Source organism: Companilactobacillus allii, assembly GCF_001971585.1.
GTDB classification, from domain to species: Bacteria; Bacillota; Bacilli; order Lactobacillales; family Lactobacillaceae; genus Companilactobacillus; species Companilactobacillus allii.
Genome location: NZ_CP019323.1, coordinates 2362045 through 2386523, shown reverse-complemented (window position 1 = coordinate 2386523; position 24479 = coordinate 2362045). Strand labels below are relative to the sequence as shown.

At 35.0% G+C, this 24479-nt stretch carries 23 protein-coding genes and 1 pseudogene; 21 read left to right on the top strand and 3 right to left on the bottom strand.

What is annotated here, in order from left to right:
• Positions 1–16: 16 nt before the first annotated feature.
• Positions 17–1201 (bottom strand): MFS transporter, encoded by a 1185-nt coding sequence (locus tag BTM29_RS11835; RefSeq protein WP_076618210.1) that lies wholly within the window; start codon positions 1199–1201, stop codon positions 17–19.
• A 321-nt stretch (positions 1202–1522) separates the two neighbouring features.
• Between BTM29_RS11835 and BTM29_RS11830 the strand changes: the two genes are divergently transcribed.
• From BTM29_RS11830 to BTM29_RS11780, 11 genes and pseudogenes are all read left to right on the top strand, one after another.
• Positions 1523–3709 carry an L-type lectin family protein gene (locus BTM29_RS11830; RefSeq protein WP_125673064.1) on the top strand — a complete coding sequence of 729 codons (2187 nt, stop codon included), beginning with the start codon at positions 1523–1525 and terminating at the stop codon, positions 3707–3709.
• 348 nt (positions 3710–4057) lie between these two features.
• Positions 4058–5810 (top strand): annotated as a pseudogene (locus tag BTM29_RS11825) (ABC transporter ATP-binding protein).
• Complete coding sequence (locus tag BTM29_RS11820) at positions 5810–7609, top strand: ABC transporter ATP-binding protein (protein ID WP_076618204.1); 1800 nt, start codon at positions 5810–5812, stop codon at positions 7607–7609. Before BTM29_RS11825 ends, BTM29_RS11820 begins: the two are co-directional and overlap by 1 nt.
• 399 nt (positions 7610–8008) lie before the next feature.
• Positions 8009–8974: an ABC transporter substrate-binding protein gene (locus tag BTM29_RS11815; protein ID WP_076618201.1), complete on the top strand. Its 966-nt coding sequence runs from the start codon at positions 8009–8011 to the stop codon at positions 8972–8974.
• A gap of 25 nt (positions 8975–8999) precedes the next feature.
• A complete protein-coding gene (locus tag BTM29_RS11810) occupies positions 9000–9977 on the top strand; it encodes an ABC transporter permease (protein WP_076618198.1) in 978 nt (325 codons plus the stop codon).
• Complete coding sequence (locus BTM29_RS11805) at positions 9901–10677, top strand: ABC transporter ATP-binding protein (RefSeq protein ID WP_076618194.1); 777 nt, start codon at positions 9901–9903, stop codon at positions 10675–10677. Before BTM29_RS11810 ends, BTM29_RS11805 begins: the two co-directional genes overlap by 77 nt.
• 63 nt (positions 10678–10740) lie before the next feature.
• A complete protein-coding gene (locus BTM29_RS11800) occupies positions 10741–11433 on the top strand; it encodes an NAD(P)H-dependent oxidoreductase (protein WP_335582999.1) in 693 nt (230 codons plus the stop codon).
• 18 nt (positions 11434–11451) lie between these two features.
• Positions 11452–11634, top strand: a complete 183-nt coding sequence (locus BTM29_RS11795; protein WP_225972209.1) for a hypothetical protein — start codon at positions 11452–11454, stop codon at positions 11632–11634.
• 179 nt (positions 11635–11813) lie between these two features.
• Positions 11814–12425, top strand: a complete 612-nt coding sequence (locus tag BTM29_RS11790) for a WxL domain-containing protein (protein WP_076618183.1) — start codon at positions 11814–11816, stop codon at positions 12423–12425.
• Positions 12426–12523: 98 nt separating this feature from the next.
• Positions 12524–13540, top strand: a complete 1017-nt coding sequence (locus BTM29_RS11785; protein ID WP_076618180.1) for a WxLIP family cell surface protein — start codon at positions 12524–12526, stop codon at positions 13538–13540.
• Between the two features lie 146 nt (positions 13541–13686).
• A complete protein-coding gene (locus BTM29_RS11780; protein WP_076618175.1) occupies positions 13687–14544 on the top strand; it encodes an SDR family oxidoreductase in 858 nt (285 codons plus the stop codon).
• A gap of 164 nt (positions 14545–14708) precedes the next feature.
• On the opposite strand, the gene BTM29_RS11775 is transcribed toward BTM29_RS11780, so the two are convergent.
• On the bottom strand, positions 14709–15155 hold the full coding sequence (locus BTM29_RS11775) for an Rrf2 family transcriptional regulator (protein ID WP_076618170.1): 447 nt from the start codon (positions 15153–15155) through the stop codon (positions 14709–14711).
• A 172-nt stretch (positions 15156–15327) separates the two neighbouring features.
• Here BTM29_RS11775 and BTM29_RS11770 point away from each other — a divergent pair, with 172 nt between their 5' ends.
• The 9 genes from BTM29_RS11770 to BTM29_RS11730 all read left to right on the top strand — a co-directional run bounded on the left by BTM29_RS11770 (position 15328) and on the right by BTM29_RS11730 (position 23275).
• Complete coding sequence (locus BTM29_RS11770) at positions 15328–16266, top strand: ABC transporter ATP-binding protein (RefSeq protein WP_076618166.1); 939 nt, start codon at positions 15328–15330, stop codon at positions 16264–16266.
• A gap of 1 nt (position 16267) precedes the next feature.
• On the top strand, positions 16268–17791 hold the full coding sequence (locus BTM29_RS11765) for an ABC transporter permease/substrate-binding protein (RefSeq protein WP_076618162.1): 1524 nt from the start codon (positions 16268–16270) through the stop codon (positions 17789–17791).
• 12 nt (positions 17792–17803) lie between these two features.
• Positions 17804–18751: a zinc-binding alcohol dehydrogenase family protein gene (locus BTM29_RS11760; RefSeq protein WP_076618158.1), complete on the top strand. Its 948-nt coding sequence runs from the start codon at positions 17804–17806 to the stop codon at positions 18749–18751.
• Between the two features lie 134 nt (positions 18752–18885).
• Positions 18886–19950, top strand: coding sequence for a MucBP domain-containing protein (locus tag BTM29_RS11755; protein WP_076618154.1), 1065 nt, complete (start codon positions 18886–18888; stop codon positions 19948–19950).
• A 193-nt stretch (positions 19951–20143) separates the two neighbouring features.
• The gene (locus BTM29_RS11750; protein WP_076618970.1) at positions 20144–20776 is read left to right on the top strand and encodes a DUF6198 family protein; all 633 of its coding nucleotides are present in this window, start codon (positions 20144–20146) and stop codon (positions 20774–20776) included.
• Positions 20777–20795: 19 nt separating this feature from the next.
• Positions 20796–21656 carry an alpha/beta hydrolase gene (locus BTM29_RS11745; RefSeq protein ID WP_157886455.1) on the top strand — a complete coding sequence of 287 codons (861 nt, stop codon included), beginning with the start codon at positions 20796–20798 and terminating at the stop codon, positions 21654–21656.
• 304 nt (positions 21657–21960) lie between these two features.
• Entirely contained in the window at positions 21961–22266 is a 306-nt protein-coding gene (locus tag BTM29_RS11740) for a hypothetical protein (RefSeq protein ID WP_076618146.1), read from the top strand.
• A gap of 24 nt (positions 22267–22290) precedes the next feature.
• Positions 22291–22566 carry a hypothetical protein gene (locus BTM29_RS11735; protein WP_076618142.1) on the top strand — a complete coding sequence of 92 codons (276 nt, stop codon included), beginning with the start codon at positions 22291–22293 and terminating at the stop codon, positions 22564–22566.
• 73 nt (positions 22567–22639) lie between these two features.
• The gene (locus tag BTM29_RS11730; RefSeq protein ID WP_076618139.1) at positions 22640–23275 is read left to right on the top strand and encodes an NUDIX hydrolase; all 636 of its coding nucleotides are present in this window, start codon (positions 22640–22642) and stop codon (positions 23273–23275) included.
• A gap of 3 nt (positions 23276–23278) precedes the next feature.
• Here BTM29_RS11730 and BTM29_RS11725 read toward each other — a convergent pair whose 3' ends face one another.
• Positions 23279–23611 (bottom strand): winged helix-turn-helix transcriptional regulator, encoded by a 333-nt coding sequence (locus BTM29_RS11725; RefSeq protein WP_076618134.1) that lies wholly within the window; start codon positions 23609–23611, stop codon positions 23279–23281.
• Positions 23612–23730: 119 nt separating this feature from the next.
• On the opposite strand from BTM29_RS11725, the gene BTM29_RS11720 reads away from it, so the two are divergent.
• Complete coding sequence (locus BTM29_RS11720) at positions 23731–24456, top strand: SDR family oxidoreductase (protein ID WP_076618129.1); 726 nt, start codon at positions 23731–23733, stop codon at positions 24454–24456.
• Positions 24457–24479: the final 23 nt, after the last annotated feature.

Sequence of the window (24479 nt, the reverse complement as noted above, 5' to 3'; positions counted from 1 at the left end):
GTTGTTTACTCAAGAATTATTGATTGTTTGCTTTTATTCTTTTTTGTAGAACAATAATCAAAATAATTCCAATAATCAACATTCCGACTCCTAACCAAGGAGTGTTGACTAATTGATTTGCGGATACGGCATTACCACCTAGTGATGAGCCAACTGCTATTCCAACGTTAAAAGCTGAAATATTCAATGCAGAAGCCAGTGAGATTTCATTTGGAGTGAATTTCTCCGCCAATTGAACAATATATAGTTGTAAGCCTGGAACATTCATAAATGCAAACAGTCCCATAATAAGTGTAGCTATTAGTCCTAAGAAATGCATATTCATTGTTAATCTAACCAAAATTAAGGCAATTCCAAGTCCTAACAACATTTTTAGTAGTGCACTTAAGGGCTCCTTATTTGCGAAACGTCCGCCTAGTGTATTGCCGATTGCAACAAAGAGACCATAGAAAATTAGAATTATAACAATGGCCGATTCAGACCATCCCATATTTTTATTTAAAATCGTTGTTAAATAAGTGTAAACGGGGAAGGTCGCACCGTATCCCAATGCTGTAATAAGTAATATTAAAAGTAACTCTGGTTGTTTGATGATTTTCCAGATTCCTTTAACGTTAGTCTTTCTTGGAAGTGGTAGGTTGTTTGGTACCAGAATAATGTTTGTGATCAATCCTATTAATCCTAATATTACTAAGAAGAAAAATGATGCACGCCAGTTAATATTCTGCCCAATAAATGTTCCTAACGGAACACCAGTAACAGTTGCAACGGTTAAACCCGTGAACATAACGGCAATTGCTGATGCACGTTTGTCAGGTGTCACTACATCGGCAGCAATCAATGATGCTATTGCCATAAATATTCCATGCGATAGTGCCGTGATAATTCTACCCAATAATAGAATTAAAAAAGTTGGTGCAAGAGCAGCAATTAAATTACCGATAACAAAACTGACCATGATACCTATGAGTAACTTTTTTCGATTCCACCTATTTGTTACCAGAGTTAAAATTGGTGCGCCAAACATAATCCCGGCAGCGTATATTGAAACTGTTAATCCTCCTTTTGCTAATGAAATATTAAATGTTTCTGTCAAAATCGGCATAATCCCGACACTGATAAATTCTGTTGATCCAATGGCAAAAGCACTGATTGCTAATGACATTAGAATTAAATTTGGTGATATTTTCTTACTATTCATAATTTCAACTCCCTATGTGTGTTTTTTGAACATGGATATCATTATAGGGGGTTGAAACTAATAAACAATTACGTACTTTAAAGTACAGTAGGTACCAAAAAGTATCCATAAGACTCTTACTAGATAGATATTGTTATGTGTGAATTAGGCATGTGATGATATCTATTTTTTTAAATATCTCAGTTTCAATCATTTCACTTTTTGAACAAAAACTTGATATAATAAAAGCGATAAATTGACTATTTTTTATTGAGAAGGGTGAAAATTATGGGAAGGAACAATTTTTTTAATAAAATATCATATGTTTTATTTGTGATTATCGTGAGTATAACTACCACATTTATTATCGATAATCACATAGTTAGTGCTGCCAAATTAAGTGACCCAGCAGATTTAAATAACGCTATAAATACTGCTCCACAGGGGCTAGATATAAAAAATGGTGCATTTGTAGTTGGTACATTTGGGAATAATTCTGCGAAAGTAATTGATCGAAATAAGACACCAGATGACAAGACCGGAATACTGCAGATTACTTCTGCAGCTAATCAATTGGGTTCTATTTGGGGAGATATTAATAAAGATAATTATATTGATTTAAATAATAATCAAACATTATCAATGTGGTTATATTTTGGCCGTCCAGTGGATCCATCTTTACCCGCTGGAGTTGGCGATGGGATGGCTTTTGTTCTTCAAAATAGTGGAATTGATGCTATTTCTAGATATACAGGTCCCAAGCCGTCACATAATCCAAGCGCTGTGAATAAACTCGGTATTGGTGAATCAATGGGTGTTTGGGGAACAGATTTTAATTACGATCATGGGGCAACTTCGACAACATCAATTGCAAAAACTGCTATTCAAAAAAGTTGGGCAATGGAATTTGATACATTTCTTAATAAGGCTACCAACTATGACGATATTAGTGGAGAGGGTTTTTCGTTTGATAATTTGCAAAATGGACAACATATAGGGGCAAATTATCCAGATAGTCCATCTTCTTATAGACAGCAAACAGCCTATGATTATCACAGTACTGGAACTCCTCTTGCTAGAGACTATTATGTTTTGTCACATGATGGCCCTGGTTCGTTGAGTCTGACTGATGCCAATTGGCATCATATTACTTATAATTGGAATGCAGCAACAGAGACAATGAACTATTCATTCAATGATAAAAAGCTAGATGGTACACATATAAATGATGCATATACTGGTTCATATCAAATTGATCCAAGTCATTTTAAATTAAGTGATAATAAATTGAGATGGGGATTTACCGGCTCGACCGGTAAGTATTTTGAGAACAATCTAGTTGTGTTTGAATCTATCCCATCATTTGTTAGTGCTGATTCCAGCGTAAGTATCAAAGATAATACGTTGGATAAAGTTTTATCAACATCCGATAATTATGTTGATGCTGGAGATGATCTAAGCTTTATTTACAACTTGAATTTTGAAAGTGGTAGTAAGGAGTGGGAGAATATTCTGGCAAGTATGAATCTTCCTAGTCAAGTTAGCTTTGAATCTGCAAGTATCAAATATGGAGATGATCCAAATGTAGAAGTGATTCCTGCTTCAGAGTTCAGTAATAGTAGTGTTCAACATCTTTTACAAAGGAACTTGTCTAATTCAAATAAGCAAGCCACAATTGAGATCCATACCAAAGTGAAACCAGTTACAAGTGCAGTAAGTGTTCCTAAATCTCACGCCTCGTTCAAAGGTGACAATTTCATCATTGATGATGACGCGCAGGCGTTTAATATTAGATATAAGGATATTAGTACGTTGAATTTATCGACTGATGTAGAAGGTACAATTAATTATGATAACTTAATGTCTGCACCTGAAACTACTGTGATAAACGGGTTGGTTAAAAATAGTACTGGAAAAGTAATTGATAATTCCACTACAGATGTTCACACTGAGCTGAATGGTGTTAAGCAATCATATAAGTTAAATGGTCAAAATCCAGGAGAGTTTGTAGTAAATGTTAAACGAAGTGATTTAATTGCGGGGAAAAATACGTTAACTATTTATGCTGAGGATGTCAGTGGTAAGAAGTCTAATGAAATAAAGATTATCTTTGATATTGGAGGAGGATTAACCTTTGGAGTGGTTAATGATGTCTCCTTCAAAACGATTAATCAAGGATTAAAAGATCAATTAGTTCAGCGACAAAGTGGATGGCGTGTTGAAGTGGTAGATGGTAGAACACCTGGTCAATCATGGGATCTTCAGGCTAAGGCTGATAATTTATATTCTGACAATGATACTAAGTTGAATGGTAATCTGGTTTTTAAAGATGAAGATGGTAATTTGTCCTCACTGATTGATTATCAAAGCGTCAAAACACATATAAAGAATATTACAGATGTACAAACAATTGACGTTGCCGGACTGTGGACAAAAAATGCCGGGATACTATTACAAATGAATGAAGTGAATCCATCAGGTAAATATACGGGTAAGATTCATTGGAATTTAATTGATAGTGTTCATTAGTTAGAGCGATACAAAACACGGGAATTTCCGAGCATTAACATAATATAGGGCGCCATTCACGAATGTGAATGACACCCTATATTACGTTAAGCGGAAGAAATTGTGTTTTGTATCGCGTTTCAGCAAGTTTGAGGATAAAAAAGAAAAGCACACATTCTTTTGACTGGAAAAGTTAAGCGGAAGAAATTATGTTTTGTATCGAGTTTAAATAACCCCTTTTTCTTGCCTTAAAGTGAACTTCATGGTTTATATTTATATGATGTTCTTGACTGATTAGTGTAACGTTATATGTAGTAGTATTAACGTTAGACGTATATTTGATTTTTTATCGTAATTAGGGGGTATATGATGAGCATATTTTTTAAACTCGGCTGGTATTTTAAGCGTGAGTGGAAGTTATACCTAGTTGGAATTATCGGCCTTATTTTGACGGCTGTTATTGGTATTATTCCACCAAGGATTATTGGGGATGTTATTGATGGCATTAATAAACATAGTTTAACTGTTCACTCTTTAACAGTGTACTTATCAATTATGGTGGTTTCGGCTGTTGGTCAATATTTGACACGTTTTTTGTGGCGTACGGCTATTTGGGGCGGAGCTGCAGGATTAGAGCGTACTTTAAGAGAACGCCTATTTTGGCATTTTATGAAAATGGATGCCACTTTTTATCAGAAATATCGTACTGGTGACTTAATGGGCACATGCAACAAATGACCTGAGTGCCGTCGAACGTGTTGCTGGTGGTGGAATACTGCAGTTTGCGGATTCGATTATCACTGGTGGAACTACTTTGATTGCAATGATGATGCTGATTGATTGGCGATTAACTTTGATTGCCATTGTACCCTTTCCCTTATTGGCAGCGGCTTCTTGGTATTTGGGACAAAAAATTCATGTAGCATTTAGAGATTCACAGGCAGCTTTTTCACGTCTTAATAACAAAGCTCAAGAAAGTATTAGCGGAATCAAAGTTATTAAGGCACTGGGTCAAGAAAAAGCAGATATGAAAGATTTTAATCAACAAATTGACAGGACTGTAAATATCAACCGTAAAGTTAATATTTTGGATTCGTTATTTGATCCTGCAATTACAATCATTATTTCCATTTCATATGTGGCCACAATCGTATTGGGTGGTTTATATGTCACTAATAATATAATCACGATCGGTAATTTGGTTTCATTTATTACTTATCTAGGTATGATGGTATGGCCTATGTTTGCGGTAGGAATGCTATTTAATACTATGGAACGTGGTAATGCTTCATATGATCGTGTGATGGAATTATTAGATCAAAAAGGGGCAATTATTGACCAAAAGAATGGATTAGAACAACGTCCACGTGGTGACATGAGTTATAAAATAAAAAGTTTTAATTATCCCAATGATGATGGAACTAGTTTAGTTGATGTTCATTTTGAATTACACGCTGGACAAACTTTGGGTATTGTTGGCCGTGTTGGTGCAGGTAAATCAACAATAATGAAGCTTATTTTGCGTGAGTTTGACGACTATGATGGCTCGATTAATTATGGTGGTGAAGATATTAAGCATTATGCGCTAGATAGCTATTTACCAGCTATTGGTTATGTTCCACAGGATAGTTTCTTATTCTCAAATACTATTAGGGAGAATATCAGATTTGCAGATCCAAAGGTCAGTCAACAAGTCGTCGAGGATGTAGCTGCAAAAAGTGATTTGAGTGGCCAGATATCTGGTATGGCTGAAGGCTATGACACCCAGGTTGGTGAGGAGGGTATCTCACTTTCTGGTGGTCAACGTCAACGTTTGGCAATTGCACGTGCGTTATTGATCAATCCAGAATTATTAATTCTAGATGATGCACTATCTGCAGTAGATGCTGAGACGGAATCTGAAATATTAGCCAATTTGAAGGCTGAAAGAGCTGATAAAACAACGATAATTGCGGCACATCGACTAAGTTCAGTTATGAATGCTGATGAAATATTAGTCATGGATAAAGGTAGAGTTGTAGAACGTGGTACTCATGATCAATTGATGAAAAAACACGGTTGGTATCAAGAGATGTTTGAGCGTCAACAACTAGAAACAAAAGTTGAGGGGGCGGTACAATAATGGCTGAAAATAAGCGCCAATCAATATGGGCTCGTAGTATGCCTGTTAAAGAACAATTAACAGTTATTAAGCGATTAATATCATACGCTAAACCCTTTAAATGGTATTTTATTATTACAATTATTTTGTCCGGGACCATTAGTCTCGTTAATATATATTTGCCCAAAATATTACAAATATTCATTGATAAGTATTTGAGAGTTGGTAAGGCTGATATCAATATTATGTGGTTCTTTGCTGGACTATATTTGTTTGGGATGTTGACTCGTGCCGTGATGCAATTCTTCCAAAACTATACTAGTACTATGGGTGCTGAGTATATGTTGGAGAGTGTACGTAGAGAAATGTTCACAAAATTACATAAGATGGGTATGAGATATTTTGATCAGGTACCAGGTGGTTCAATATTATCCAGATTAACCAATGATACAATGTCATTTTCCAATTTCTGGGCACTATTCAATACACTTTTTACTGCTTTCTTTGCAGTTATAACATCATTTTTGGCGATGTATTTCACTGACCGCAAAATTTCACTGTGGTTATTAATATTTATGCCGTTTTTAGGTGTTGTTATTTGGTATTACCAAAGATATAGTTCCAAGGTTTATCGCCGTATGCGTGAGAGATTAAGTGAATTGAATACCAAACTTAGTGAAGCGATTACGGGTATTAGTGTGATTCAACAATTCAGACAGGAACATCGAATCAATGATGAATTTGATACTACTAATAATGCTTACTTCAAAACACGTCAAGCAATGATTAGAACAAATTCGTTATTATTAAGTCCAATTATTGATCTATTTTATGCATTAGGAACAGTTATGGTACTTGGTGTATTTGGAATACGTGGTTTGGATGGATACGTTGCTGCTGGTATGGTTTATGCATTCGTAACTTATCTAGACAATTTTTACAATCCACTAACAAGAATGATGGATAATTTATCTGACTTTCAAGATGGTATTGTTGCAGGTTCTCGTGTCTTAAAAGTTATGGATGACCAAACTATGGCTCCAACTCAGCATCCTGTTGAGGGATTGAAGATCACTGAAGGAAAGATTGAATTCAAACACGTTACATTTGCATATGATGGAGTTAATCCAGTGCTAAAAGACGTATCCTTTGTTGCAAAACCTGGTCAAACAATTGCATTAGTTGGCCAAACTGGTAGTGGTAAAACTTCGACTATTAATGTTTTAATGCGTTTTTATGAATTCCAGTCTGGTGAAATATTAATCGATGACAGAGATATTAGAGAATATCCAACTGCGGAATTACGTAAAAAATTTGGTTTGGTTTTACAGGAACCATTCATGTTCTATGGGGATATCAATTCCAATATTAGAATGTTTGATGAGAGTATCTCAGATGAGCAAGTAAGAGATGCCGCAAAATTTGTTATGGCGGATGATTTCATTAATAATCTGCCACAAAATTATCGCTCTCGGGTTATTGAACGTGGTGCCAGTTATTCGTCTGGACAGCGTCAATTGATTTCGTTTGCTAGAACTATTGTTACTGATCCTAAGATTCTTATCTTGGATGAGGCGACTGCTAATGTTGATACTGAAACTGAAGAAATGATTCAGACGGGACTGCAAAAGATTCAAGAGAATCGGACAACTATAGCTATAGCGCATAGATTATCAACGATTCAAAATGCTGATTTGATATTAGTTTTGAATCAAGGCAAGATTGTTGAACGTGGAGATAATGAAGAGTTGATGAAGCAACGTGGATACTACTATGACATGATTCAATTGCAGAATACAGACGACAAAGATAATAAATAGAACATTAAGAAATGACTAATAAAATTATTACTTAATTAAAATTAGAGTTGACAATTTAATTTTTACATGGTTTACTAGTCATTGTAAATCAAAGACAGAAAGGAAGTAAATTGACTATGATAAAACTAAATAGTGTTAGTAAAACAAATTTGAATAGCCAATTTGCCTTTAGCTTTTTCTTTAGATAGCGTTTGTATTCAATCGATTGGATGCGAACGCAGAAGCAGTAGCGTTCGTATCTATTGATTGGCTAAAGTTTTTGAGCATGTCATTAAGCCAGATAGATGCGAGTAAAATCTATCTGGAGAATATTTGACCCAATGTTGACCAGATGGATTTTCCAAAATCTATCTGGTTTTTTATTTACCTATTTTTGCAATTATCGGGAGGATATTCAAAATGAAAAAATATTTAATGGGATTAATTACATTGATCATGGCAACAACACTACTGGCAGGTTGTAAAACTTCAGCAAGTGATAATAAGACGCTGGACGTAGGCATATTACAAATCGTGCAACATGGTTCGCTAGATGCAGCTAGAAGTGGTTTCAAATCGGGATTAAATGAGGCAGTAAAAAAGCATGATAAGTCGATGAAGGTTAAATACACATATATGAATGCCCAAGGTGATCAGTCAAACGTTACATCAATGAGCCAACAACTTACTCAAAAAAAGCCTGATCTATTGTTAGCAATTGGTACACAGGCTGCTCAAGGCTTGGCAAAGAAAACTAAGGACACACCTATTATTGTTACAGCTGTTACTGATCCTAAATCTGCAGGATTAGTAAAATCCAATGAAAAACCACAAACAAACGTGACTGGTGCCAGTGATATATCACCAGTTGGTAAACAAATAAAACTACTTAAATCCATTACTAAGAATGATAAGCCAATAGGAATTATGTACAATTCATCGGAAGAAAATTCTGTATTACAAGTTAATCTTGCTAAGAAATATGCTAAGAAACACAATATTAAAATTAAGACAGTAAGTGTTACGAGTACAAATGATGTTGCTAGTGCTGTTTCAGGTATGAAAGATTCAGTATCTGGTATCTATCTACCAACAGATAACTTGATGGCAAGCTCTATGAAGACTATTGGTAAAAAAGCTAAAGAGGCAAGTTTACCAGTAGTTACAGGATCCATTGAGATGGCTCAAGATGGTGGTACAGCTACTTATGGTATTAACTACAAAGATCTTGGTAAACAAGCAGGCGAAATGGCTTATCAAGTATTGGTTAATAAAAAAGACCCCAAGTCTATGGCAATCGAGACTTCTAAGACTTTGAGATTATATGTAAATAAAGCTAATGCCAAGGCAATTGGAATCGATAGTGCAAGCATTACTAAACCCTAGTGGATCTAAGTAAAGGAGAATATTTATGTTTATATCAAGTTTAGGACAAGGATTATTGTGGGCACCATTAGTAATTGGAGTTTTTATAACCTTTAGAATTTTGGACATACCTGATTTAACGACTGAGGGGAGTTTTCCACTTGGTGCAGCAACCACGATCAGCTTGATGATCCATGGGCAATCAACGTTAATCGCAACGATAGCTGGATTTGTCGTTGGATGTGTTGCCGGAATAGTCACTGGAGTTTTGGATACAAAATTAAAGATACCTTCATTATTGGCAGGAATTTTAACAATGACCGGATTGTATTCAGTGAATATGCATATTATGGGTAAATCCAATGTACCTTTATTAGATCAAAAAGTTTTGACTAGTTATTTACCAGAAAGTCTATCCTCGGATATTCAAACTATAATAATTGGTCTTATCATTGTAGCTATTATTTTGGGACTGCTTTATTCCATGTTCAAAACACGATTGGGTCTATCACTTATGGCTACTGGCAATAACAAGTCGATGAGTGCTGCCAATGGGATTCAAACTGATAGAATGATAATTTTTGGTTATATGATTTCAAATGGATTAATTGCGTTATCTGGTTCATTGATTGCTCAAAGTAACGGATATGCTGACATCGGAATGGGAATTGGGACCATTGTAATTGGTTTGGCATCAGTATTGGTCGGTGAAATATTTTTTAGAGGCAGAAAAATACTTGTTAGATTGTTGGCCATGGTATTTGGTGCAATCATTTATAGATTATTATTAACAATTGCAATGGGATTAGGTTTTCCACCAGATGATCTGAAGATTCTTTCAGCAGTAATATTGATAATTGTTATCTGTGTACCCATTGTTCAAAATCGAATTAAAACTAAAAAACAACTTAAAGAATATTTATCAGAATTATCAAAAGGGGAAACTTATGGACAAAGCGAAGAAATCAGAAATATTGGTAGTAAAAAATTTACAAAAGGTATTCTTTCCGGGAACCGAGAATGAAAAACATATTTTAAAGAATATTAATTTAAAAATATACAATGGAGATTTTATTTCTGTTATCGGAAATAATGGTGCTGGCAAGTCGACTTTGTTAAATACCATTGCTGGTACTTTATCAGCGGATGCCGGAGAGATTGACTTGGATAATCATAATATTGTTAATAAGTCGATTGCTTATCGTGCCCGCTTTATGTCAAGAGTCTTTCAGGATCCCAAAATGGGCACTGCCGGTGACTTGAGTGTTGCTGAAAATTTAGTATTAGCACAAAAGCATACGCACACAGCTAGTTTACACAGATTTAAAACTGCTGATAAATGGGTTGAATTTAAAAAATTATTAAAGACATTGAATATGGGATTAGAGAATAGATTGGAAACCCAGGTAAAGTACTTATCTGGAGGACAACGCCAAGCATTGTCATTATTGATGGCAACGTTAAGTAAACCTGATTTATTATTATTAGATGAACATACGGCAGCCTTGGATCCAAAGACTAGCTTTGATGTGATGGATATAACTCAAAGTATTGTGCAACGTGAAAAGTTAACAACTATGATGATTACACATAAGATGTCTGATGCATTGAAATATGGTAATAGATTGATCATGGTGCAAGACGGTCAAATAAAGCTTGATGTTAGTGGTTTGGATAAGGAGAATTTAAAATCTGAGGAATTGATTCAGTTATTTCAGGAGTAGAAGAATTCTTGAATGTGTAAATAATTTCAAAATATGATATTCTGAAATTATTGGAGGTATACGATAATTAAGACGTTAATAATAGTTTCACATCCAGAAATTGATAATTCTCAAACACAACAATTCTTAAAAAAAGGTTCAGAAGAGGTTGATACAACTTGGCATCATATTGAATCTCTTGATAAAATTGATGTTTTGGCAGAACAAAAGTTGTTAAAAAATGCAGACAGAATTATTTTTCAGTTTCCACTTTATTGGTATGCCGCACCGTTTGGATTAAAAAAATGGGAAGATGAAGTTTTAACTCGTAATTTTATTTATGGGGATGGTACTTATCCATTAAAAGATAAGGAATTTGGATTGGTTGTCACGACAGGGATGCCACTTAAAGATTTCCAACATGGCGCTAAAGAAAATATCACGTTGGACGAAGCAATGGCACCATATCGAGCCATCGCACATTTAGGTAAAATGAAAATACTTACCGTATTCTCCGTACCACAATTTTGGTATATGGATGAAGACAGACAAATGCAATTATTGATTGATTATGAGCGATATCTCAGTCAAAAAATGCCAGATTCTTTACTTAATCGAGAAGAATGGTTTAATGACCGATTAAACAAATTTGTGTCTAAGTTAGATGACGGCGATAAGTTCACTGGAAATTTGATTTTGGATACATTTACGAATAATAAAGAGGACTTAAGCCAGCTAAACGATACGTTGAAAATGATTAAAAATGGTGAAGAATAGTTAACTTCAAAGGGGAATATGATGGATGAACAATCAAGTTGGTTGATCGATCAGATTAATCAATTAAAAGATAAACAAGTAAAATATGAAGATAGAGCATTTTTAAGTGCATTAAAACAAGTCGTCATAGAACAGTCAACTAGAACTGACCAAATACAACATGAACTCGATGGAAGACTGTGGAATCACGATAAATGGTAATGATTTTTTAATATAAACTAAAGGTATTTTAATGATACTTTTAGTTTATTTTTTGTGTGCGTAAACTTTGATATTGGTAGACAAACAGACTATAAATGAGGTGGATGTTTAAACAGACTAATGGCATCCAAATACAATAGTATTTTTACGAGAAAGCTTTTTTATTCGAGGATTAAATTATGAAAAATTTAATTAAGGGAACGGCTGTATTGGGGGCTATAGTTGTCGGTGCTGCATCAACGTTTTTAACCGTTGGCGCTGCAACAACTGATGCGGCTGAAACGTCGCCGGCCCCAACAACGACAAATTCAACAGCAACAATTACTCAAACGGGTGCTTTGAATCTTGATTCTGCACCTAGCATTGATTTTGGATCGCAAGCATACACTGTAGGTGAAACTAAATATGCCTCATCTGCAATTGGATCCGATTTACATGTAACTAATCCCGGATTTGCATCAGGATGGTCAGTTACTGTTTCGGCCACTCCATTTACCGATTCAGCAACTTCTAATACATTGAAAGGTACAACGTTATCTTTGGATTCTTCAAAGGCTGCTCCAATTACAGCAGATGATTCGTCTAACGTTTCAGGACTTCCAAGTTACGTTGCTCCATTAACGATTGGATCTTCAGCTACAGAAGTTGAATCAGCTGGTGCCGGTGATGGTGTTGGTGCTTATTCAACATCATATGGTGCTGCAGATGCAAGTTTGAACGTACCTGCTGGTAATTTACCAGGTACTTATAGTTCAACATTAACTTGGACTTTAAATGATGCCCCTGCTTAATATTTTTGAGAGACAATACTAATTTGTATTGTCTTTCTTTTATCGAAATCTGAGGCGTGTAACCTCACATCTCGTTTTTTTTGGAAGGATGTGTGACAATGCTAAAGAAGATATTTTTACCAATGATTTTGGGATTGGTTTCAATATTTTTACTTTTTACGGTGGGATCTACGTCGGTCAAAGCCGATACTTTGAACTATACCGTAGGCGCGGATCTTCCGGATAATCAAATTGAAAAATCAGGATCATATTTTAATTTAAAAGTTACTCCAGGGCAAAGCCAGGATTTAACTATTAAGATAACCAATAAGGATACGACTAGTCATCAATATGAAGTTTCAATTAATCGTGGATTAACAAATCAAAATGGGATTATTGATTATGGAACTCATGGTTCTGAAGAAAAAGATGGACTAGAATATAATATTGAATCTCTAGTTGATGACCCACAGAATGTTACAGTCGATGGGAACTCAACTAAATTAGTGACACTACACTTAAATGCTCCTAAACAAGCATTTTCAGGAATAATCCTTGGAGGAATCAGGGTTAAGGAATTAACTAGTACTTCAAAGAATAGTAGTAAAAAAGGTCTTACAATCAATAATCAATATGCATACGTCATTGGATTGGAATTAAGACAAAATTCCGATAAAATAAAACCAAAGTTGCAACTAGGTGACATAAGCGAGAAACAATATAATTACTATAATTATGTTTCGGCAAATTTAATAAATCCAACACCTTCAATTATTGATAATTTATCGATCAATGCCACCGTAAAGAACACTAAGGGTAAAAATGTTTATACGCAAAATAAGACCAATTTATCCATGGCTCCTAATAGTGACTTTGGATATTTGATTGGCAGTCCAAAACAGACATTAAAAGCCGGCAATTATGAGCTAGTCATGGATGCTAAAAGTGGATCAACAATTTGGCATTTTGATAGGAAATTCACCATCACAACAGCGACTGCTAAGAAACTTGAGAAGACAACAGTTGCTCCTAAGAGTAGTGGACCAAATTACTTATTAATTGCCTTTATAATCGCCATTCTATTAATTATGATTCTTGTCATTTTTGTATATCATAAGAAGTATAGAAAAAATTAAATAAACCGTTATAAATTAAAACCGCATTTTGCGGTTTTTTTGTTTCTCGCTATTTTCTAGTCATAAACATAATAATGAAACTTTGTTCTTGCACACATGTAACTAATGAAGTAACATGTGTGTATTAAGAAAAGAGGTCATTAGATATGAAATACATTATTACTGGTGCTACCGGTCATTTGGGGTCACAAATTTTAAAAGAAATTGTCAAACTTGTACCTAACTCAGATATAAGTGTTGGTGTTCATACGCCCAGTAAAGCAAATTTAATTGCCTCTATGGGAATTGAAGTTTTACCAATTGATTATAATAACGAAACTATGATGATCAGTGCATTGACGGGCAAGGATATTTTGGTATATGTTCCCAGTAAAAGTCATGATAGCTTCAGTCGTGTTAGTGAACTAGAAAATGTTATCAAAGCAGCTGAAAAATCTGGAATTGGACATATTCTTGCTATGGGATTCATTGCCGATCAGGAAAATAATCCGTTTGATTTGTCAGCATTCTATGGTTATTTACCAAGACGTCTGGCAGAATCAAAGTTAAAATTCACAATTATTAAGAATGCATTGTACGCTGATCCCTTGATACCGTATTTGCCAGAATTAATTGAACGTAAAAATGTTATTTACCCAGTCGGTAATGAGGCTTTATCATTTATTAGCTTAGAGGATAGTGCCAAGGCCTTTGCCAAAGTTGCAGTGACCGATGAATTACGTCAAGATGGTAAAATTTACACTCTTACTCAAGATAGGAATTATACAATGGTGGAATTGGCAGATGTATTGTCTGAAGTTTCAGGACATAAAATCGGTTATCAACCAGTTACACTACAAAAATTCTCTGATTTATATGATCAAAATGGTGAAGGAAATATGTTAAGTTCGATGTATCGTGCTGGTGCCATGGGATTGTTGGATACTGTTACTGATGACTACCAAGAAATATTAGGACATTCAGCGACTGATTTGAGTGAATTCTTAACTTTGAAATTAAATTAGATTGTTTAGAAAAAAAGTTGTGGCAAACTTCATTTCTACTCAAGTTTGCAGTGAAAACGCGTGCCAAAACACAATTTCTTCCGCTTAACAAAAATAATTCCGATATTCGCTTTTGTGAATACCGAAATTATTTTTGTTAATGCTCGGAAATTACCCGTGCATTTTCACACTCTGTTAGCTATTTCTTTAGCTTTTTGTTTTACCAGAATTGTTTCAATCAAATCCTGTAATGTTGTATCGTTTAGTTTTCGTTGGGCTGAAATTTTTGCTTGTTCGTAATAATCGCCTAGGACATCTTGAATATTTCCACCTACGATGCATTCTGGATTAGTTTTCTTATCCAATTCAAATAATGGTTTGTTTCCTTCCGTGGCAAAATAAATATCTAGTAGTGTAATATCTTTGGGTTCTCGAGCTAATTTTGGTTCGGCTGATCCTTGTTTTGTAGCGATTAGTCCAGCCTCTCGAAGAACTCCCATCAGTCTTCTTATTACGACAGGGGAAGTTTCAACACTACTAGCAATCACTTCACTGGATAGTCTAATGTCTTTATATATTTCGATAAACGCTAGAATATGAATGGAATCACTGAATCTAGTTGATACACGCATTATTTTGCCTCCAAACAATGTAACTTTATTAATTACATATCATCTTATGGTAAGATCTGCCTTTAGTCAATATATATGTATATTCAGTGCGTATATGTTGACAATGCGTATATGTAATTATATTATATTTGTAACTTATCGAGTTACAATGTGCATATTTAAAGGAGCTTGTATGATTGAATTTAAGAATGTCTATAAAAAGTATGAAAATAATAATAATACTGCAATTAATGATTTGAATCTCCAAATTGAAGACGGAGATTTTTTTGTGTTAGTTGGACCCAGTGGTAGTGGTAAAACCACTACTTTAAAAATGATCAATCGCCTCATAAAACAAACATCTGGTGATATTACTATTGATGGTAAAAATATTGATGATTTCAATCTTCAAGAAATGCGTCTTCAAATGGGATATGTCTTACAAAATATCGCCTTGTTCCCAAACTTGACTATCGAAGATAATATTACTATTCAACCGGAGTCTTTAAAGTGGACTAAAGAACGCCGTCATAAAGTAGCCTTTGATTTACTTGAAAAAGTTGGTCTTGATCCCAAAGAATATGCGAAACGTTTGCCAAATGAGTTATCGGGTGGTGAACAGCAACGTGTCGGAATTGTTCGAGCATTGGCTTCTAATCCCAAGATTGTTTTGATGGATGAACCATTCAGTGCGCTAGATCCAATTTCTCGTAATCAGTTACAGGAACTAGTTTTGAAACTTCATAAAGAAATGAAAATGACATTTATCTTTGTTACACATGATATGAATGAGGCTTTGAGACTGGGTAATACGATTGCTATTATGCGTGTTGGTCATTTGGAGCAGATCGGTAGTCGAGATGAAATAATCAATAATCCTAAGAATAACTTTGTTGATGGATTCTTTAAGAGTCAACATACTGATGATAAGAAGATCAAGTTGATTATTGATAGTCAAGATTGTCCTGAAGTTAAAGGTCTAGGTTCTGATTTGAATGAAGAAGATAATATCTCTGATCTCGCACGTTTATTAAAGGAAAAAGATTTTGTATTGGTCAAAAGTTCAGACGAACGGATTTTTAAAATCACCACTCAAAGTCTCTTAAATTATTTAGCAAGGGATGGTGAGTAGGATGTCAGGAATTGTTCATATATTCAAGACGCAAGGTAATGACATAATAAATTCAGTAGGACAACATATATCTATTTCTTTAGTTTCATTACTAATTGCCGCAGTTATCGCGATACCTTTGGCAATTATTCTGATGAGACATAAACGAGCCGCAGAATTTATCTTAAATGTAACTAGTGTTTTACAAACTATTCCTAGTTTGGCATTACTAGGTATATTGATTCCTTTGGTTGGAATTGGTACGGTGCCATCAGTTATTGCTCTGGTAGTTTATGCTGTTATGCCAATATTCCAAAATACGTATTCAGGATTAACAACAATTGATCCTGACTTGGAGGAAGCAGCGGAGGCATTCGGTTTATCGAGAACCAAAAAGTTAGTGAAAATAGAAATTCCACTGGCTATGCCAATGATTATCTCTGGATTAAGAATTGCCATGGTTATGATTATTGGTACAGCTACATTGGCAGCATTGATTGGTGCCGGTGGATTGGGAACTTATATTATCTTGGGTATCGAAACCAATAATAATTCATTGTTGATCGTCGGTGCTGTCTTGTCCGCTATTTTAGCATTGATATTTAGTGCGTTGATTCGTGGCATCTCTAAGTTATCTTTGAGAAAAATTGGAATTGTCTTTGCAACATTGGTTATCTTAATCGGTGGTGTTGCTGGATATCGAATCGTCGCTAAACCAACTACTAACATTACGATTGCCGGTAAGATGGGTAGTGAACCAGAGATCTTGATCAATATGTATAAGGAATTGATCGAACAAGATAATCCACACATCAAAGTTACAACAAAATCTAATTTTGGTGGAACATCCTTCCTATATAAAGCCTTGAAATCTGGATCTATTGATATTTACCCAGAATTTACAGGAACTGTTTTGGAATCCTTAGTCAAGACTAAGAAGAGTGCTAGTCATGATCCTGAGGCTACGTACAAACTGGCTAAATCGTTATTGAAATCGCAAGAAAATCTAGAATATTTAAAACCAATGAAGTATGAGAATGGCTATGCATTGGTCGTTAAGAGGAGCTTTGCTAAAAAATATAATTTGAAGACTGTCTCTGATTTAGTTAAGGTTGAAGATAAGATCAATGCAGGATTTGATCCGGACTTTTATCAATTGAGTGATGGATATCCTGGAATTAGTAAAGCTTATAATTTGAAATTTGGGAATACACAGACTATGGAGTCGTCGATCCGTTATAAGGCCATTGCTAATGGAAAAGTTAATTTGGTTGATGGATACACAACGGATCCACAGATTCAAGAATATGACTTGGTAGCATTGAAGGATAATAAAAAATTCTTCCCACCATATCAAGGCGCACCATTGGTATCTGAGAAGTTATTGACAAAGTATCCTGGAATTCGTAAGACTTTGAACAAATTAGCAGGAAAAATCAGTGTGACAGATATGCAAAAGATGAATTATCTTGTTTCAGTAAAACATGAGAAGGCATCTAAGGTTGCACATGCCTATCTAGTCGAACACAATATTTTGGATAAATAAGGAAGGTATATTATGAATGCAGTCGTTGTAGAAAATCCCGGTGGTCCTGAGGTTTTGAAATATACTAAAGTGCCAACACCAAAGGTCAAAAAGGGATGGAGTCTGATTGAGGTTAAGGGATTTGGTATCAATCATTCTGAAATATTCACTCGTGAAGGTAAGTCACCAGATGTAAAATTTCCTAGAATTCTAGGAATTGAAGCTGTAGGTGTGATTTCTGATTCGACTGATGTCAACTTAAAAGTTGGTCAAAAGGTCATGACTTTTATGGGAGAAATGGGACGTAATTATGATGGCAGTTATGCTGAGTATGTATTAGTTCCCAATAAGCAGATTTTCCCTATTGATTCAGATCTTGATTGGGCAAAGCTTGCTGCTATTCCAGAGACTTTTTACACTGCATTTGGTTCTCTAACTGGCTTACAACTTCATGATGGTGATCACTTGTTGATCCGTGCAGGTACTAGTGGAGTTGGAGTTTCAGCGGCCAAACTGGCTAAAGCTATGGGTAATATCAATGTAACTAGCACAACTAGAAACCTTAATAAGTCTGATCTGTTAGTAAAGATTGGTGTTGATAATGTTATTCAAGATGATAACGGAACATTAGTTACTAGTGAGAAGTTCGATAAAATATTGGATCTGATGGGGCCTAAGACTGTTCCTGATTCTTTGAAGATGTTGAATGAATATGGAATCGTCAGTTCAACTGGACAATTGGGAGGAGTTTGGACGTTAGATGAATTTGATCCAATAATGGAGATACCTAATAATTGTTATCTGACATCGTTTTACTCTGGAGATGTTGATATTAACCTATTAAATAAATTGATTGAATTAATAGAAGTTAAGCATATCGATGTAGAACCGACCAAAGTATTCAGTCTAAAAGAAGTATCACAGGCACATTCCTATCTGCAAGGTAATCACAGTTTTGGTAAGGTTGTAGTCCTACCTTAAGTAACAAATAAAAAAATTGAAATATATTAGTAATCAAAATGTAATCGTAAACTTCATAATTACTTCAAACATAGCCATTACAATTTAAATGTAATGTAAATTTTTACTGACTTTACGGAGAGGGAGTTTTGGTTATGAATTTCAAGAAATACGCAATACTGTCAATGGGGTTGTGGGTATTAGGATTTGGAGTATATGAATCTCAGCCTGTAATTGCACATGCAGATGAGCAAACTACGACAAGCAATCAGGTGAAAACTACATTATCAAGTACTACTAATACTTATTGGTATGATGGTTCAGTTAAGTTACCGGATATTTTGGGTGATAGTATTAGCAATAGGGTTGTAGCACATTTTACTGATGGACAGTCTGATATTGGTGAGGAAGATGTAACGGTTACAGTTGATCCTAAAGAGAATACTAGCTATAACTTTAGTAACGATGTTGATGAAAATGGATTGATTGAGTTACAGGGTAAAGTTGTTGTTGGGGATGTCAAAGTTAAGTACGTTGATACCGACGGCAATGAAATCGCTACAGGAACTGAGGCTACACATTCAAATGATCAAACTGACGTCAACTATCTTAATTACACCACTAAACAATTGAGTATTGATGGATATACTTTTGTGAAGATGGGTGCTGATAGTCTTCCAGCAAATGGCTCGTTATCAGGGACTGGTGGAACAGTAGTCTATGTTTGCAAGGCTAGTTCAGCTAAGCAAGATGTGATCACAGGCAATGATGATCCAAAGAGTGTGACCAACGCTGCTAGTGCCGAAGTTGTAACTTCTGAATCTGATGATTCCAACGAAAAGGACACATCCTCAGAAACTGTGGATAATGAGCCTAGTCAAACCGCTGACTCCACTAGTGCTACTAAGTCTAGTGATGAGCCTACGCTTTTGAATACTAATGATAATGATTCTAATTCAGAAACTACTCAGCAAAGTGGTCTTTTACCATCGACTACGACAGTTGACAATAGTAGTAGTCCATCAACCACTTCAAATACAACTGCTACAGATAAAAAATCTGATGATACTGATGTAGATAAAACTGCTGGACAAACTGCGGCTGACCAAGGACTTTTACCACAGACTAGTAATGGACAGACTGCCTTTTATACTACTTTAGCCAGTTTTTCATTAGTTTCATTATTAGGTTTAATTGGAATTCGTATAATTAAGCACTAAAAAATAATATGATATGCTCGATTTTTGAGTCTAATGCAAATAGCCGATATTTACTTTCTTACGTAAATATCGGTTATTTGTATGAAATGAAGTAATTGTACCAGTCGTTAACGTGATAAGATGAACTGTACAATTAATTTTAAAGGGAGTGGATCTTATCAAGAATTCATTACAAACCAGAATTATCGCATTGATCGTTGGTTTGATATTAAATGCGTTTGGAAATGGATTATGCATTACTTCCAATATGGGTAGTGGGATTTGGACCGCAGCAGCTGTTAATTTGAACGAGTGGCTGGGTATAAACGTTGGTGTCATGCTGTTCATATTTGGTGTTTTAAATGCCACAACTAATTTGATTCTTATAAAAAGACTTGATGTTAAGCGTTTTGTTGCCGAAGTATTATATATTACATTTTTCAGTTATTTTGTAGATGTATTCACTAATTTGTTAACGACACTTGGTGTTCAACAGTTACCAATGCTTATTAGAACGATTCTGTCATTTACTGGTGTAGCGTGTTTTTGTGTTGCTATATCCCTGTATCAACGAGCAAATATTGTTATGCATCCTAATGATGATACAACGAATATATTGAGATTCATGTATTTGAAGGGTAATTCTACAGCTGCACAAATAATCGATTTTGTACCACCGATTATAATTGTACTTATCGCATTTATTGCTACACGTTCCATTTATGCGGTCAATGTTGGTACGTTATTTTCAATTCTATTGAATGGTGTTATCATCGCCGAAGCTGACAAGTTGATCTGGCCTAGTTTGAAGCATAATTTCAAAGCACATGGGATTGAAGAACAATGATCAAAAAGGAGAGGTTATTATGAAGGTAAAAGTTACAGTTCCAAAAATCAATGAGTATCACGATATAGCTTATTCACAGATAAAAGAAAATGACACTATAAGAGAAATGCATATGTCATTACTTGTACCAGATACTGATGTCGCCAAGCCAGCGGTAATTTATTTCCCAGGTGGTGGTTTTACATCCGCCAATTATCACAAGTTCATTCAGATGCGTACTGCTATTGCACAACGTGGAATCGTTGTTGCAGCGGCTGAATATCGGGTAGTACCGGACGCATTTCCTGGTATCTTGAATGACGGTAAAAATGCATTAGGCTATATTCGAAATAATGCGAAGAAATATGGGATCGATCCAGAAAAAATCGCTGTAATGGGTGATTCTGCGGGTGGATATCTAGCTCAATTTCTTGGAACAACTGCTGAAAAGAGTGAATATATGCCTGACACTGGCGAAGTTGTGAATACTACTGTTTCAGCGGTAGTGTCATTATATGGGATTTCTAATTTGTTGACGATAGGTAAGGGTATTGATACCGACTTTCATAAATCCACTACTTCAACAGAAGCTCTATTAGTCAATGGTGTTTCTTTTGGAGAAGATACAGCACATGCTATTTCAGATGTTGAGGAAAATGCTAAATTTGCTAGTCCAATTGATCACGTTAAAAAAGGATTGGAACCATTTTTATTGATGCATGGAGATAGTGATACGATTGTTTCAAAATATCAGGCTGAGGAAATGGAAAGTCGTCTCAAAGAAGATGATGTTCCAGTTGATAAGGTAGTCGTTGAAGGTGCTGATCATGCGACTATTGAGTGGTATCAACCAGAAATCATTGATTTCGTTTGTGACTGGTTAGTAGAAAAGTTATTTTAGAGATTTTTAGTAGTTAATCAGAGTGTAAAAATGTACGGGTAATTTCCGAGCATTAACGTAAATAATTTCGGTATTCACGAAAGTGAATATCGGAATTATTTTTATTAAGCGGAAGAAATTGTGCATTTTTACACGTTTTCACCGCCAATTTGAGTAGAAATGAAGTTTGCTACAACCTTTTTTAATGAAAGTATTAAGTACCATTTAAGATTTATACAGAAAGCGTTATCATAAGTATAGACATAGAAAAAGCTATGTTGTATGATTGCATACAAATCAGAAGATGATTGGCAGGTGAAGATCATTGAAGTTAGAAGATTTGGAAGAATTGAAGGTGATTCTTTCAAAATTGTACGAAACCCTGGACATGTCTTTAATCAGTAACAAAACTGCTGGTAAAGCTATCGTGGATGTGTATAGAGAATTAGATGATTCTAGCGATTTAGGTGGTAGGACACTTATTTCTTTAGAGTCAGACTTGGGCCGTTTATCATTGTTTGATGATTTCAAATTAACTGATGAAGGTAAAGAGTTATATAAGCAAATCGAGAGTATGGATCAAAAATATATCACTAGTATTTCAGTTGATAAAACAGTTAATGGACAGTAAAAAAATAAAAAGTAGGTATATATTATGAAAATGACAGACAATACAGAAGCAAAGAAAGTCTTATCAGAATTATATACAGATATTAATTCTGATAAAGAAGTAGACAAAGATGATTATTCAAAGAACCTTGTATTGAGAACTTATAATTTACTTGATAAGAATTATTCATTCAGTTATTTATTTGGACGACTTAAAGATGACACACAAATTGCTAGAACTCTGGGTGTCATCAAAAATGGTAAAGATTATGAAGAGAAGATCACATACTTTGCTAAAGGTGCAAATTACGCAATTTACTAATATTTGATATAAATAAAGTCACTGTGGAAAAATTCACAGTGACTTTATTATTTGGCTTAAAGGAGTGTTAGGTATGGATGATTTAGAGTTGTTAATTCAGCAATTACAAGCTATAGCACAGTCAGGTAAACATTATTCCAAGGACGTTTTCGATTCTGAGCGTTACGAACAGTTAGAAGAAGTAGCTAAGAAACTGACAGCTAAACTAACTGGGGCAACACATGAACAATTGAATATATTCTTTGATTCAGATAATGGATATGTTACACCCAAAGTTGATGTTCGAGCGGTCACATTTAATGACGATGGGAAAATTCTGTTGGTGAATGAAAAACGTGGCAATACTTGGTCGATCCCAGGTGGTTGGGCAGATATAGGGTATTCCATTGGTGAAATTGCCACCAAAGAGACCCAAGAAGAAGCAGGAATCAAAGTATCTCCTAAGCGATTGATTGCGGTCATAGATATGCAAAAGCATAATTATTCAAAAAAGAATTTGAGTTATATTTACAAGAACTTCGTTGAATGTGTACCAGAAAATGACAAGTTATTGTCAAAAGTGGATAATTCAGAAACTGATGATGCACAGTATTTCACATTAAAAGAAGCTTTAGAGTTGAACTTATCATTAAACAGAAATTTACCTGAAGATTTAGAGGTCGCATTTAAGTGTCACGATAGTAAAGATTGGGAGACTATTTTTGATTGATAATCAATTACAAAGAGTTTCTCTTAATTTTAAGTGATCAATATTTTCTAATCCCCAATCACAGATAACGTCCACGACAGGGACCAATGATTTGCCCTTTTTTGTTAAGTTATATTCAACATGTAATGGTTGTTCATGAAAGTCGTGTCGTTCAACTAAATTGTCGTCAATCATTTGTTGGATCTGTTCGGCCAGGATTTTGTGCGTGATGGTCTTTAAGTTACGTTGTAAATTATTAAATCTAGAATGTGGATTGGAGTCTAGCTCGTAGATAAGGCGTATTTTCCACTTACCTCGAATCAATTGCATGGTTGCATCGAATTCATTTTCGTACATTTGTATTGCTCCTGACACCTAGTAACCTAAAAGTGCGTACTAGGAAAATAATCTGTACAGCTTATAATAATAAACCGAAGTCGTCAAATGAGCTATAGATTATAAAGAGGGTATATGAAATGAAAAAGCTAATAGTTATAACTGGAGCAAGTTCTGGATTTGGAGCTGCTATGGCAAGATTGTTCAATGAAAATGATTATCCACTACTATTATTGGGTCGTCGAACAGAAAAAATTGAAGAATTACATTTAACTGGTAACGTAATGATCAAACATGCTGATGTGACGGATCAAAGTGAATTATCTGAGGCAATTAAGTCTGCAGAAAAAGTCTTTGGCCCAACTGATTTATTAATAAATAATGCCGGCATAATGTTGTTAGGTAACGTTTGGAAGCAGTCTTCTAAAGAATGGCAAACGATGCTTGATACCAATGTCATGGGTGTATTGAACGGAATGCAGATAGTGTTGCCAGAAATGAAAGCAAGTCATCATGGAACCATTATCAACATTTCATCGATTGCCGGATTTAAGGCGTTTCAAAATCATGCTGCGTACGTTGCAAGTAAATATGGAGTTCATGGTTTAAGCGAAACAATTAGACAAGAAGTTGCCGGAGAAAATGTTCGTGTGATGTTAGTAGCTCCCGGAGCCGCTGAAACGGAATTATTAACTCATGTAACTGATCATGATGCTCTAGATGAATATGAGCAGTGGAAACAATCAATGGGCGGAATCACATTGGATCCAAAACACGTGGCAGAAACTGTAAAGTTTATGTATGAAATGCCACAGGAAGTAAATATTCGTGAAGTTGATATTGCTGCGACACTTCAAGATAACTAAAAGAGATCAAATGAGTTCATTAA

Coding starts and splice junctions, on each gene's coding strand:
- BTM29_RS11835 (WP_076618210.1), bottom strand. CDS start 1,201: ATGAATAGTAAGAAAATATCACCAAATTTAATTCTAATGTCATTAGCA.
- BTM29_RS11820 (WP_076618204.1), top strand. CDS start 5,810: ATGGCTGAAAATAAGCGCCAATCAATATGGGCTCGTAGTATGCCTGTT.
- BTM29_RS11815 (WP_076618201.1), top strand. CDS start 8,009: ATGAAAAAATATTTAATGGGATTAATTACATTGATCATGGCAACAACA.
- BTM29_RS11810 (WP_076618198.1), top strand. CDS start 9,000: ATGTTTATATCAAGTTTAGGACAAGGATTATTGTGGGCACCATTAGTA.
- BTM29_RS11805 (WP_076618194.1), top strand. CDS start 9,901: ATGGACAAAGCGAAGAAATCAGAAATATTGGTAGTAAAAAATTTACAA.
- BTM29_RS11795 (WP_225972209.1), top strand. CDS start 11,452: ATGATGGATGAACAATCAAGTTGGTTGATCGATCAGATTAATCAATTA.
- BTM29_RS11790 (WP_076618183.1), top strand. CDS start 11,814: ATGAAAAATTTAATTAAGGGAACGGCTGTATTGGGGGCTATAGTTGTC.
- BTM29_RS11785 (WP_076618180.1), top strand. CDS start 12,524: ATGCTAAAGAAGATATTTTTACCAATGATTTTGGGATTGGTTTCAATA.
- BTM29_RS11780 (WP_076618175.1), top strand. CDS start 13,687: ATGAAATACATTATTACTGGTGCTACCGGTCATTTGGGGTCACAAATT.
- BTM29_RS11775 (WP_076618170.1), bottom strand. CDS start 15,155: ATGCGTGTATCAACTAGATTCAGTGATTCCATTCATATTCTAGCGTTT.
- BTM29_RS11770 (WP_076618166.1), top strand. CDS start 15,328: ATGATTGAATTTAAGAATGTCTATAAAAAGTATGAAAATAATAATAAT.
- BTM29_RS11765 (WP_076618162.1), top strand. CDS start 16,268: ATGTCAGGAATTGTTCATATATTCAAGACGCAAGGTAATGACATAATA.
- BTM29_RS11760 (WP_076618158.1), top strand. CDS start 17,804: ATGAATGCAGTCGTTGTAGAAAATCCCGGTGGTCCTGAGGTTTTGAAA.
- BTM29_RS11755 (WP_076618154.1), top strand. CDS start 18,886: ATGAATTTCAAGAAATACGCAATACTGTCAATGGGGTTGTGGGTATTA.
- BTM29_RS11745 (WP_157886455.1), top strand. CDS start 20,796: ATGAAGGTAAAAGTTACAGTTCCAAAAATCAATGAGTATCACGATATA.
- BTM29_RS11735 (WP_076618142.1), top strand. CDS start 22,291: ATGAAAATGACAGACAATACAGAAGCAAAGAAAGTCTTATCAGAATTA.
- BTM29_RS11730 (WP_076618139.1), top strand. CDS start 22,640: ATGGATGATTTAGAGTTGTTAATTCAGCAATTACAAGCTATAGCACAG.
- BTM29_RS11725 (WP_076618134.1), bottom strand. CDS start 23,611: ATGTACGAAAATGAATTCGATGCAACCATGCAATTGATTCGAGGTAAG.
- BTM29_RS11720 (WP_076618129.1), top strand. CDS start 23,731: ATGAAAAAGCTAATAGTTATAACTGGAGCAAGTTCTGGATTTGGAGCT.